General features: G+C 59.3%; 9 protein-coding genes. 3 read left to right on the plus strand and 6 right to left on the minus strand.

From position 1 onward, the window contains the following. Positions 1–4 precede the first annotated feature (4 nt). Positions 5–2662, plus strand: a complete 2658-nt coding sequence (pepN, locus tag ACIOWE_RS15580; protein WP_401392931.1) for an aminopeptidase N — start codon at positions 5–7, stop codon at positions 2660–2662. 121 nt (positions 2663–2783) lie between these two features. Here pepN and katG read toward each other — a convergent pair whose 3' ends face one another. Then, the gene (katG, locus tag ACIOWE_RS15585) at positions 2784–5054 is read right to left on the minus strand and encodes a catalase/peroxidase HPI (RefSeq protein ID WP_401392934.1); all 2271 of its coding nucleotides are present in this window, start codon (positions 5052–5054) and stop codon (positions 2784–2786) included. A gap of 337 nt (positions 5055–5391) precedes the next feature. Here katG and ACIOWE_RS15590 point away from each other — a divergent pair, with 337 nt between their 5' ends. Then, a complete protein-coding gene (locus tag ACIOWE_RS15590) occupies positions 5392–7428 on the plus strand; it encodes a TonB-dependent receptor (protein WP_401392937.1) in 2037 nt (678 codons plus the stop codon). A gap of 147 nt (positions 7429–7575) precedes the next feature. Here ACIOWE_RS15590 and ACIOWE_RS15595 read toward each other — a convergent pair whose 3' ends face one another. After that, positions 7576–9807 carry an LTA synthase family protein gene (locus ACIOWE_RS15595; RefSeq protein ID WP_401392940.1) on the minus strand — a complete coding sequence of 744 codons (2232 nt, stop codon included), beginning with the start codon at positions 9805–9807 and terminating at the stop codon, positions 7576–7578. A gap of 292 nt (positions 9808–10099) precedes the next feature. Between ACIOWE_RS15595 and ACIOWE_RS15600 the strand changes: the two genes are divergently transcribed. Next, positions 10100–11113, plus strand: a complete 1014-nt coding sequence (locus ACIOWE_RS15600) for a sterol desaturase family protein (RefSeq protein WP_401392943.1) — start codon at positions 10100–10102, stop codon at positions 11111–11113. A gap of 23 nt (positions 11114–11136) precedes the next feature. Here the strand turns inward: ACIOWE_RS15600 and ACIOWE_RS15605 are convergent, their stop codons facing one another. The 4 genes from ACIOWE_RS15605 to ACIOWE_RS15620 all read right to left on the minus strand — a co-directional run bounded on the left by ACIOWE_RS15605 (position 11137) and on the right by ACIOWE_RS15620 (position 12956). Beyond that, positions 11137–11334, minus strand: coding sequence for a helix-turn-helix transcriptional regulator (locus ACIOWE_RS15605; protein WP_401392946.1), 198 nt, complete (start codon positions 11332–11334; stop codon positions 11137–11139). Continuing rightward, entirely contained in the window at positions 11331–11705 is a 375-nt protein-coding gene (locus tag ACIOWE_RS15610; RefSeq protein WP_401392949.1) for a hypothetical protein, read from the minus strand. The genes ACIOWE_RS15605 and ACIOWE_RS15610 overlap by 4 nt, the downstream gene beginning before the upstream one ends. A 166-nt stretch (positions 11706–11871) precedes the next feature. Beyond that, complete coding sequence (locus tag ACIOWE_RS15615) at positions 11872–12351, minus strand: copper chaperone PCu(A)C (RefSeq protein WP_401392951.1); 480 nt, start codon at positions 12349–12351, stop codon at positions 11872–11874. Beyond that, positions 12351–12956 (minus strand): SCO family protein, encoded by a 606-nt coding sequence (locus ACIOWE_RS15620; protein ID WP_201237946.1) that lies wholly within the window; start codon positions 12954–12956, stop codon positions 12351–12353. Before ACIOWE_RS15620 ends, ACIOWE_RS15615 begins: the two co-directional genes overlap by 1 nt. Between the last annotated feature and the right edge of the window lie 99 nt (positions 12957–13055).

The following is a 13055-nucleotide window of genomic DNA, read 5'->3' on the forward strand; positions in this document are numbered from 1 at the left end:
CAGCATGCGCACCGAACAACCGAAGATGATTTACCTGAAGGACTATCAGGCGCCCGAGTACCTGATTGACGAAACACACCTGACCTTCGAGTTGTTCGAGGACCACAGCCTGGTCCACGCGCAACTGGTGATGCGCCGCAACCCGGCACGGGGCGCTGGCCTGCCGCCGCTGGTGCTGGATGGCCAACAGTTGGAACTGCTCTCGGTGACCCTTGCCGATAAAGAACTGGCAGAGGGCGACTATCAGTTGTCCGAGAACCATCTGACCCTGCAACCGGTCAGCGCAACCTTCACGATCGACACCAGCGTCAGGATTCACCCGGAAACCAACACCGCTCTGGAAGGCCTGTACAAATCCGGCACGATGTTCTGCACCCAATGCGAGGCCGAAGGTTTCCGCAAGATCACCTATTACCTCGACCGCCCGGACGTGATGAGCAAGTTCACCACCACCGTGGTCGCCGAACAGCACAGCTATCCGGTGTTGCTCTCCAACGGCAACCCGATTGCTTCGGGTCCGGGCGAAGACGGCCGGCACTGGGCAACGTGGGAAGACCCGTTCATGAAACCGGCGTACCTGTTCGCGCTGGTGGCCGGCGATTTGTGGTGCGTTGAAGACACCTTCACCACCATGACCCATCGCAACGTCGCGCTGCGCATCTACGTCGAGCCGGAAAACATCGACAAGTGCCAGCACGCGATGAACAGCCTGAAGAAATCGATGCGCTGGGACGAAGAGGTTTACGGTCGCGAGTACGATCTGGACATCTTCATGATCGTCGCCGTCAACGACTTCAACATGGGCGCGATGGAGAACAAGGGTCTTAACATCTTCAACTCCAGCGCCGTACTGGCCCGCGCCGAAACTGCCACCGACGCCGCGCATCAGCGCGTCGAGGCGATCGTCGCCCACGAATACTTCCACAACTGGTCGGGCAACCGCGTGACCTGCCGCGACTGGTTCCAGCTGTCGCTGAAGGAAGGCTTCACGGTGTTCCGCGACGCCGGTTTCTCTTCGGACATGAACTCGGCCACGGTCAAGCGCATTCAGGACGTGGCGTACCTGCGTACCCACCAGTTCGCCGAAGATGCCGGCCCGATGGCTCACGCGGTGCGCCCGGACAGCTTCATCGAGATTTCCAACTTCTACACCCTCACCGTGTACGAAAAGGGCTCGGAAGTGGTCGGCATGATCCACACCTTGCTCGGCGCCGAAGGCTTCCGTAAGGGCAGCGATCTGTACTTCGAACGCCACGACGGTCAAGCCGTGACCTGCGACGACTTCATCAAGGCCATGGAAGATGCCAATGGTGTCGACCTGACCCAGTTCAAACGCTGGTACAGCCAGGCCGGTACACCGCGTCTGGCGGTGAGCGAGTCTTACGACGCCGCGGCGAAAACCTACAGCCTGACCTTCCGCCAGAGCTGCCCGGAAACCCCGGACAAAGTGGAGAAACTGCCGTTCGTGATCCCGGTCGAACTCGGCCTGCTCGACAGCAAGGGCAACGAAATTGCCCTGCGTCTGGCCGATGAAACCTCGGCGCAAGGCACTACTCGGGTGATCTCGGTGACTGAAGCCGAGCAGACCTTCACTTTCGTTGATGTCGCAGAACAGCCACTGCCTTCCCTGCTGCGCGGCTTCTCGGCGCCGGTGAAACTGAGCTTCCCGTATAACCGCGATCAATTGATGTTCCTGATGCAGCACGACAGCGACGGCTTCAACCGCTGGGACGCCGGTCAACAACTGTCGGTGCAGGTGCTGCAGGAGCTGATCGCCCAGCAGCAGAAGGGCGAGAGCCTGGTGCTCGATCCACGTCTGATTTCGGCGCTGAAAACAGTGCTCTCCGACGAGTCGCTGGATCAGGCGATGGTCGCCGAAATGCTCTCGCTGCCGGGTGAGGCGTACCTCACCGAAATCAGCGAAGTGGCTGACGTTGATGCCATCCATATCGCTCGCGAGTTCGCCCGCAAGCAACTGGCGGACAATCTGTTCGAAGCGCTGTGGCTGCGTTATCAAGCCAACCGCGACCTGTCGAAGCAGACTCCGTACGTGGCCGAGGCCGAGCATTTCGCCCGTCGTGCGCTGCAGAACATTGCGCTGTCGTACCTGATGCTCAGCGGTAAACCGGAAGTGCTGGCAGCGGCGCTGGAGCAATTCGAAACGGCCGACAACATGACCGAGCGCCTGACGGCGTTGGCGGTGTTGGTCAACTCGCCGTTCGAAGAGCAGAAAGCACTGGCGTTGGCGAGTTTCGCCGAGCACTTCAAGGACAACCCGCTGGTCATGGATCAGTGGTTCAGCGTCCAGGCCGGCAGCACTTTGCCCGGCGGTCTGGAGCGCGTGACAGCGTTGATGCAGCACCCGGCGTTCAACATCAAGAACCCGAACAAGGTGCGGGCGCTGATCGGTGCATTTGCCGGGCAGAACCTGATCAACTTCCATGCGGCGGATGGTTCCGGCTATCGCTTCCTCGCGGATCTGGTGATCGAACTGAACAGCTTCAACCCGCAGATCGCTTCGCGCCAACTGGCGCCGCTGACTCGCTGGCGCAAATATGACAGCGCACGGCAGGCGTTGATGAAAGGGGAGCTGGAGCGGATTCTGGCGTCGGGGCAGTTGTCGAGTGATGTGTATGAGGTGGTGAGCAAGAGCTTGGCTTAAGGTGTTTTAACACCAAGCCCTGTGGGAGCTGGCTTGCCAGCGATAGCGGTCTATCAGTCAACATTGAAGTTGAATCTGCTGCCGTCATCGCGGGCAAGCCCGCTCCCACAGTTGTTTTGCGTTACTTCAAATCAAACCGGTCGAGGTTGGTGACTTTCGTCCAGGCCGCCACGAAATCCTTGACGAACTGCTCCTTGGCATCCGAACTGGCATACACCTCGGCCAGCGCCCTTAATTGCGCATTGGAACCAAACACCAGATCAACCCGCGTCGCCGTCCATTTCACATTGCCGGTTTTGCGCTCACGTCCTTCGAACTCATCCGCATCCCTGGAAGTCGGCTTCCACTCCACGCCCATGTCCAGCAGGTTGGTGAAGAAGTCGTTGGTCAGCGCTTCAGTCTGGCTGGTGAACACACCATGACGCGTGCCCCCGACGTTGGTGTTCAACACCCGCAAACCACCCAGCAGCACGGTCATTTCCGGCGCGGTGAGGGTCAGCAGTTGCGCTTTGTCGATCAATAGCGCTTCGGCCGAAACGGTGTATTTGCCCTTGCTGTAGTTGCGGAAACCATCGGCAATCGGCTCCAGGAAACCAAACGAATCGACGTCGGTTTGCTCTTGCGTAGCATCGGTACGCCCCGGTGTGAACGGCACGCTGACCGAATGTCCGGCATTTTTCGCCGCTTGTTCGACCCCGGCGTTACCCGCCAGCACGATCAGATCCGCCAGCGAGACTTTCTTGCCGGAGGCGCCACCGTTGAACTCGCCCTGAATCCCTTCAAGAGTTTTCAGCACGTTGGCCAATTGCTCAGGCTGGTTGGCTTGCCATGACTTTTGCGGCTCCAGACGCAGACGGCCACCGTTGGCGCCGCCACGTTTGTCCGAACCACGGAAGGTCGATGCCGCGGCCCAGGCAGTCGAGACCAGTTGCGACACGGACAGTCCCGACGCCAGTACTTTGCTTTTCAGTGCGGCCGCGTCGTTGTTGTCGATCAATGGATGAGTGGCAGCAGGAATCGGGTCTTGCCACAACAGCTCTTCGCTTGGCAGTTCCGGGCCAAGGTAGCGAGACAGCGGGCCCATGTCGCGGTGGATCAATTTGTACCAGGCGCGAGCAAACGCGTCGGCCAGTTGATCCGGGTTGGCGAGGAAGCGCCGCGAAATCTGCTCGTAGGCCGGGTCGAAACGCAGCGCCAAGTCAGAGGTGAGCATGGTTGGCGAGAGTTTTTTGCTCGGGTCATGGGCATGTGGAACAGTTCCGGCACCCGCACCGTTTTTCGGTATCCACTGATGCGCGCCGGCCGGACTTTTGGTCAACTCCCACTCGAAGCCGAACAGGTTTTCCAGGTAGTTGTTGCTCCACTGGGTGGGCGTGGTGGTCCAGGTCACTTCGAGGCCGCTGGTGATGGTGTCGGCACCTTTACCGGTGCCAAAGGCGTTACGCCAGCCGAGACCTTGTTCTTCAAGGCCGGCGGCTTCTGGCTCGGGGCCGACATTGTCGGCAGGGCCGGCGCCATGGGTCTTGCCGAAGGCGTGACCACCGGCAATCAGTGCCACGGTTTCCTCATCGTTCATGGCCATGCGGCCGAAGGTTTCGCGGATATCCAGGGCCGACTTCACCGGGTCCGGGTTGCCTTCCGGGCCTTCCGGGTTCACGTAAATCAGGCCCATTTGTACGGCGGCGAGCGGGTTTTCCAGATTGCGTTCGCCTTGGTCGGTGCGGCTTTCTTCTTTGCCGTGCAGATCGGGTTCTGCCACAAGCGTACCGTCGCCGGGCTCCTGCATGGCGGACTTGTCCTTGCCGTAACGGCTGTCGCCGCCCAGCCATTCATGTTCCGAGCCCCAGTACACGTCTTCGTCCGGCTCCCAGACGTCGGGACGGCCGCCGGAGAAACCGAAAGTCTTGAAGCCCATCGATTCCAGCGCGACGTTACCGGTGAGCACAATCAGGTCAGCCCATGAGATGTTGCGGCCGTATTTCTGTTTGATCGGCCACAGCAGACGGCGGGCCTTGTCGAGGCTGACGTTGTCCGGCCAGCTATTAAGCGGGGCGAAACGTTGTTGCCCCGAGCCCGCACCGCCACGGCCATCGGCCGTGCGATAGGTGCCGGCGCTGTGCCAGGCCATGCGGATGAAGAGCGGGCCGTAGTGACCGAAGTCGGCGGGCCACCAGTCCTGGGAGTCGGTCATCAGGGCGCGCAGGTCTTGTTTCAGCGCCTGGAAATCCAGGCTTTTAAAGGCTTTGGCGTAGTCGAAGTCCTTGCCCAACGGATCGGACTTGGGCGAGTGCTGACTCAGGATTTTCAGGTTGAGTTGATTCGGCCACCAGTCACGGTTCGTCGTACCACCACCGGCGGCGTGGTTGAACGGGCATTTCGATTCGTTTGCCATGTTCGGATCCTTATCAGGTCTGCTACGGCCGGCTCGTGCCGACTTCGGACTAGTAAGGCTAGACCCGACTGGGTGAGTCAGCTAATAGCCCGACTATTGGAGGCTGATAGGCGCAGTCTTTCAGGATTTTTTGGCGCCCGTCGCGATGGCCTGACGTATCCACGCCGGGGCTGAAATCCGCGTCCTTGAGCGCTTGGTGACAGGCAAAAAGTCAAAATCGTAATGACAGAATGGAATGTTATTGTATAACATTAAATTCGTTTCATTCTGTTTCTGCCGGCGTGTTGTGCAAAAACGCCGCAGCGATGTTCACTTTTCTGCTCACGGAAGTTCTGAAATGCCTGCCCGTTCCCAGCCCATGCAACGACGACTGACTCCCTTGGCAGCCGCGCTGCTGATTGCTTCACCGGTATTCGCCGCTGACACCCTCGAATTGCAACCGCAAGTGATTACCGGCAATCCCTTGGGCAGCCAGACGCTGGCCTCACCGACGACAGTGCTCAGTGGCGATGACCTCACGCTGGCACAGAAGGGCAGCCTCGGTGAAACCCTGAATAAACAGCCCGGCGTGTCATCGTCGTATTTCGGCCCGGGGGCCAGTCGCCCGATCATTCGTGGTCAGGACGGTGACCGGATTCGCATCCTGCGCAACGGTGTCGGCGCGCTGGATGCTTCGTCGCTGTCTTACGATCACGCGGTGCCGCTGGACCCGGTCAACGTCGAACGCATTGAAATCGTCCGTGGCCCGGCAGCGCTGCTTTACGGCGGCAGTGCCATCGGCGGGGTGGTGAACACCTTCGATAATCGCATTCCCACCGAAGCCATCGACGGCATCCATGGCGCTGGCGAACTGCGTTACGGCGGCGCCGATACCACCCGCAGCAGCGCCGGCAAACTCGAGGCGGGTAACGGTGAATTCGCCTTGCACCTGGATGCCAGTGCCCGGGAATTCAATGACCTGAAAATTCCCGGTTACGCGAAGACCGGCGCTGAGCGCGCCAACGATGACGGGGATTCACGCAAGCATCGTCTGGCCAATAGTGACGGTCGTCAGGACGGCGGCGCGGTCGGCGGTTCGTACACTTGGGATGACGGCTACGCCGGTCTTTCGTACAGCAATTACGACTCCAACTACGGCTCACCCGCCGAAGATGATGTGCGCATCCGCATGGAGCAAGAGCATTACGCCTTTGCCTCGCAGATACGCAATCTCGACGGGCCGTTCAGCTCGATCAAACTCGATGCCGGATACACCGATTATCAACATCGGGAAATCGAGGGCGGTGAGGTGGGTACGACGTTCAAGAACAAGGGTTATGAGGCGCGGGTCGAAGCCCGGCACCAGCCGCTGGGGCCATTCGATGGGGTGATCGGCGCACAGGTCAGCCGCAACGAGTTTTCCGCGCTGGGTGAAGAAGCGTTTGTGCCGCAGACCGGTACGAATGCCGGTGCGCTGTTCATTCTTGAGGAGCTGCAAGCCACCGAGCGACTGTTGTTCACCCTTGGCGGACGACTTGAGCACACCACGGTTGACCCGGATGCCAAAGGCAACGAGCGCTTCGCCAATGCCGACCGCTCGAGCAGTTTCACCGCCGGCAGCCTGTCGTCCGGTGCGGTGTACACGTTGACGCCGGTTTGGTCGGTTGCCGCCACCCTCGGTTACACCGAGCGCGCCCCGACGTTCTATGAGTTGTACGCCAACGGTGCGCATGTCGCGACCGGCACTTATGAAGTCGGCGATGCCGGGCTGTCGAAAGAGAAAGCCGTCTCCAGCGACCTCGCACTGCGTTTCGACAACGGCACGCACAAGGGCAGCGTCGGTGTGTTCTACAGCCACTTTTCCAACTACATCGGCTTGCTCGGTACCGGCCGAACGCTGAATGACGAAGGCGAGGAGGACGGCAGCGGCATTCCTGAATACGCTTACTCGGGTGTGCGGGCGCGCTTCAGTGGCATAGAAGCCCAGGATCGCTGGAGCCTCGGCGAGAATGCCTACGGCAAGTTTGCCCTGGAGTTGTCGGGTGATTACACCCGCGCGAAGAACCTGGATAACGGTGAGGATTTGCCGCGCATCGCGCCGCTACGTTTGAACAGCGGTTTGCTGTGGGAACTGGATCGTTGGCAGGCGCGGATCGACATCGAACACGCCAGTTCGCAGCATCGCGTGCCGGCCAATGAAAGCAGCACGGATGGCTACACCACGCTGGGTGCCAATGTGGGTTATCACTTTGACGTCGGTCAGAGCAAATGGCTGGCCTTCGTCGATGCCGATAACCTGACCAACCAAACCGTGCGCTACGCCAGTTCGATCCTTCGCGACGTTGCACCGGCGCAAGGCCGGAGCATTCAGGTGGGCTTGCGCACCACGTTCTAAACCACTCCCCCGTGTAGGAGCTGCCGCAGGCTGCGATCTTTTGATCTTGTCTTTTAAAAACAACATCAAAAGATCGCAGCCTGCGGCAGCTCCTACAGAGGAGGCGTTCCCGGGCCAAACGTGGGAACGATCAAGAGGGACGGGTGATCAGGTGGACTGCGCGGCTTCGTCTTCCGGCACGTCGTCGAGCATGTCTTCCTGGCCGGGCAGTTCCGTGATCACGCTGAAATCCGTGACCTCGACGGCCCCGAGGCCATAACCCAGCAGATGGAACGAAAAGGCTTTGCGCGGCAGCGGGTTTTCGAAGCTGAAATCCATCTCCAGTGGCTGATCGGCTGTGGCGACCATTTCCGCCGGCAATCCCAGTTGCACGTCCTGTTCGAATTCCTTGGCCTTGAGCTGAATGTACGCCGCCTGCTGCGGATCCACCGAGCGCACGGTCAGGCGTACGCGGGTGTGCGAGCCCTTGGGCATCTCCAGGTATTGGGCACCGATCAGGTTGTCGGCCCAGTCGTCGTTGATCTGCGCTTGTAGCGGAATGACGTTGTTGCTGCCGAACTGATAACGATGATTGAGCGGGGTGCGCAGCAGCGACAGGTCGAGTGCGGTGGCGCGGGCCGCAATCTGGCGGGCGCGCTGGCCGCTGTAGGTGCCTTTGAAGGTGGCGCTCTCGGCGATGAAACCGGCACTTTCGTAATAGCGGCAGCGGCGCGGCATGTCACATTCGGCGAAAATCCCCTTGCCGTCGTGATAGCGCAGTTTGCCGTTGGTGAACGACATGATCTCGCGTCCGGAATCGTAGTCGCGAAACAGCGAGCGCCCGCTCAGCGCGGTAGGCACCGGCAGGTCGAAGTAATCGAGGATCGACGTGCTCAGGTCGACATGACCATACACCCCGGCGTTGAGTCGCGGCAGTTGTTCTTGTTCAGGCGCCAATGTCAGGTTGAAACCCCAGGAAGAGGCCAGACGCACGCCGTCGATGCCGTGGGATTCATCCGAGGTGATCACCACCAGCGTGTCTTTCAACACACCCTGACGCTCGAGACCGCTGAGGAACTGATCCAGCGCATCGTCCAGATAACCGACAGCAGCCTGTTTCGGCGTGTCGTAGCGCTCCAGATAATCTTCCGGCGCGGAGTAGGGCTGATGGGTGCCCACCGTCAACAGCGTCAGCATCCACGGTTGCTTTTGCTTTTTCAGTTGGCTGACATAATCCAGCGCACCTTCGAAGAACGCCTTGTCATCCTTGCCCCACGGGAACTCCAGATAGTTGGTGTTGGTGAACCACTCCAGACCATGCGTCGCATCAAAACCGATGTGCGGCATGATCTTGTCTTTGGCCATGAAGCGCAGGCCGGCGCCTTGCAGATAGTGGGTGGTGAAACCATTCTGGCGCAGTTGCGCCGGCAGACAGGCCTGATTACGTTCCTTCTGGGTGAGCATTTCCACGCCTTTGGGCGTGCCGTTGTTCAGTTTGTCGTAGTCACCGCAGAGCATGGCGTACAGACCGCGAATGGTCTGGTGCGTATGCAGGACGTAGTCCGGAGTGTTCATGCCGCGCTCGGCCCAACGGCTGAGTCTGGGCATCAGGCCTTCCTGATAATGGCTGCCGATGGCCTCGCGATTGGCGCGGATGTAGGCGCCGGGAATACCTTCAAGGGTGATGATCAACACGTTGCGTGCCTGACCCGGAGCGGCCAGTAGCTTGTGGCCATCGAGATCGACATCGGTGAGTCCGGCCATGGGTGGCGCGACTTCTTCGACATCACCGTCCAGCCACTCCTCGGCCTGGATTTGCACATCGGCGACCTGGGTGGCCAGCAGTTGATGGGGCAAGTTGTACGCTCGCCATGGATCTTCTTCGCTCGGCCACAGATTCTGTGCACCCCAGTGCGCGGTGAACAGCGCCAGCGGCGCAGCCCAGAAGGCGCGGGGCAGGGCCGGGCGGGCAATGCCGCGTCCGACAAACTGTGTCAGCAGCCAGACCATCAACGCCAGCAACAACGTGATGCCCACTGCCGGATGTGCCAGCCCACCGCCCGTGGAGTTTTCGACAAATTGCGGATCGAACAGGTAATGCAGATCGGTCGGACCGGGCAGTCGGCCGACGGCGCTGACCAGCTCGGCAGTCGCCACCGCCAGCAATCCCCAGAACAACAGCACTGGCAAAGCCAGCCACCACGCACGGCGATGTAGCAACAGCACCAGCAGGCTGCCGATGGCCAGGTCGGACAAATAACCCAGCGCTGTCGACCAGCCAAGCGCGGCACGCAGGCACACCGGCACGATCAACAGGAGAAAAATCAGCGAAAAGAGGCGGGCAGAGGGATGCCGTAACCCATTCAAAAGAACGCTCACAAAAAAAGACCTTCCAGTCATTAAATCGTCAAAAAAGTGTGCGCGATGATACCAAGGGAGAGCTGTCTGATCGCCTTTTTAAACGCACAGGTGATGCGTTCGGCGGATTTATTGTTTCAGGCTGTTTACGCCTGTAGGCGTTGCGGCACGCTGCGATCTTTTGATTCAAGAACACGATCAAAAGATCGCAGCCTCGTTGCACTCGACAGCGCCTACAAGGTTTTTGTTTGGCGGCGATCCTTTGATCCACTAACGCTGCATTTGCGAACCCTTCGGATTTACAATGCCTGACCTCTGATGGAGATCGACCTCGGTGGATGTTCTCGCGCAAATTCATGCTCATCTTGAACGGTGGGTCATCACCCCGGTTACCGGGCAATTTGTCGGCCTGTTCGACTTCAACGGTCGCGTCGGTGTGGTGTTCATCCTTGCGTCCTACAGCGTCGCCTACCTGCTGTTTCGCTACAGGTCATCTCGCGGACTGACGCCAGCACGTTCCTTTTGGCAATTCATCGGTGGCGGTGGTGTATTCGGCCATCGCTCGGCGTGGCTGGATTATCGCTACTACTTCATCAAAGCCATTCTCAAAGTCGTATGGGTGCTGCCGATCGTGGCGCTGGTCGATCCCTACCTTTTGCATTCCGGCGACTATCAACGGTTTTTCAGCCAACTCTGGGGCGCTCGTGAGCAGTTGCCCGATTACCCGTTAATTGCGCTGTTTTACGGATTGGGCGTGTTTTTGCTCAAGGACTTCCTGCATTACTGGGTTCATCGTGCGTTTCATTCGCGGTATCTGTGGGCATTCCATAAGGTTCATCATTCGGCACCGGTTTTGGTGCCGGCCACCGCAAGCCGGATCCACATTGTCGAAACGCTGGTCGAAAGGTTGGTCATGACGGCGGGGATCGCGGCATTTTTCGGAGGGGTCTGGTATGCCTGCGGGGGAGAGGTCAGTCGCTATACCTTGTTCGGTGTGACGTGGCTGGTGCTGATCCTCAACAGTCTGGCGGCGAGTCTGCGGCACAGTCATGTGTGGTTTTCGTTTGGCCCCAGGATCGAGCATGTGCTTAACAGCCCCGCTCAGCATCAAATCCACCACAGCGATGCCCCACGCCATTTCAACAAAAACTTCGCCACCAACCTGTCTGTGTGGGACTGGATGTTCGGTACGTTGTACGTCACCACGGCGACGCCGGAGAAGTTGCACTTCGGCACGGGGGAGGCCGATCACGAACGCTACCTCACGCTGTACAGCCTGATCGTCAGGCCCTTCGTAGAGGCGGCGCGACACCTGCCAGCGAAGCGACCGGCTATCGATCTGCGATAGCCGGTCTTGATAGCCAGTGCGGTTCAGCCCAACCCGTCATCAAAGATGCTTTCAATCGGCATCTCGAACGCTCGGGCGATCTGAAAAGCCAGCGGCAAACTCGGATCGTAGCGCTCGTTCTCGATGGCATTGATCGTCTGGCGCGACACGTTCAGCCGTTCCGCCAGATCAACCTGCGACCATTTGCGTTCGGCGCGCAGTGCCTTGAGGCGGTTTTTCATTGGTAGCGGCGCCGGGCGATTTGCAGGCCAAGGATCCACATCAAGCCCATCACGGGCCACACGCAAGTCCATGGAATATGCGGGGCACCGACGTTTTCCAGAAAACCGTAGCTGAACGTCAGCAGTGCCGAGGCGGCGAAGGCGAAACCCAGCGCTTCGAACTGGATGCGCAGGTGCATTTCGTCCATACGCCGCATGTTGCGCACGATGGCCCAGCACATCAATCCCGCCGGAATCATCGGCGTCACCGCGACAACTGAGCGCAGCACAATATTGGCCTCCATCAGGTACTGCGAGGCGATCAGTGATGCAGTCAGCACCAGCATATAAAGGATCAATGCGGCGCCCAATTCGAGGTAATAGCGGTTCATGCTTCACTTCCCATGTAAAAGACCCTTTACATACTCGCTGAAGCGTTTTCCGATGTAAAGTGTGCTTTCCATAAAGATTGAGAGCACCTAACTTTTCTTGAGGCAAAAAAAACGGGGCGGCCCGATCAACGATCAGGTCACCCCGTGGGTCTTGCAGTCAGTCAGATCAATGCATTTTGCTGTGATCGTGGCCTTCCATGTTGGTCAGCGAACGCACGGCGGCCTTCACTTCAATGGTTTGTTTCTCGCCCTTGGCGTTTTCCACGGTCAGGGTCAGAGGCACTGTTTCGCCTTCTTTCAACTGACCGGTCAGGCCCATCAGCATCACGTGGTAGCCATTCGGATCAAGCTTGACGGCTTTGCCGGCCGGCAATTCGACGAACTTCACCGGGCCCATGCTCATGACGTCGTTCTTCATGGTCATTTCGTGGATCTGCACGTCTTTGGCCACCGGCGTCGCGACGCTGAGCAGCTTGCTGTCGCTGTCGGCGGTGAGGGTCATGAACGCGCCGCTGGCGGACTGGGTCGGTACGGTCGCGCGCACCCAGGCATCGTCGACCCGGGTCTGCGCCGAAACCTGAAATGCCAGGCCCAGCAGGGACAGAGCGAGTACGCCGCGTTTGATGTGGTTCAGAACAGGTTGCATCAGCAAACCTCCATAACAGTAAGCAAATCTTCCGTGCACTCTTCTGCCGAAAGCGAGGTGGACAGACCCAGGCGCAAGCCGCCGTTGGAGTCGTAAACGTAGCTGGTGGCGGTGTGCGAGATGGTGTACGTGTCGCCGGCCGGGACTTTCTCGTAGAACACGTCGAATTCCTTGGCCGTGGCCTGGGTTTCCTCGAGCGTGCCGTACAGCGCAACGAATGTCGGGTCGAAGGCCTTCATGTAGGCGTCGAGGATTTCTGGCGTGTCGCGCTCGGGATCGAGGGAGATGAAAATCACCTGCAAGCGATCACCATCGGCGCCCATCAGCTTTTTGATTTTCGCCGCGCGGGCCAGGGTGGTCGGGCAGACTGCCGGGCACTGGGTGAAGCCGAAGAAGACCATCGGCATCATGCCGCGAAAGCTCGACAGCGTCATGGTTTCGCCATCGGTGTTCTTCAGCTTGAAGGTGCGCCCCATGATCTTGTTACTCAGATCCTTGCCGTACTTGTACGACAATTGGCCGCGGGTATCGCAACCGGCGAGCAGGCCGAGCCCGAGTACGCCCATTCCCGCAAGCACCTTGCGGCGAGTCAACAAAGCCGTCATCTAATACCGCCTTTTGCAGCCCGTCAGTCGACAGGACTGGCGGGGGGTTAACCGTAAAAGCGGCGCATGATACCAAACTGAACCGATGAGTCGGTTTTT

The sequence above is a fragment of the Pseudomonas sp. NPDC087598 genome (assembly GCF_044743525.1).
Lineage (GTDB): Bacteria > Pseudomonadota > Gammaproteobacteria > Pseudomonadales > Pseudomonadaceae > Aquipseudomonas.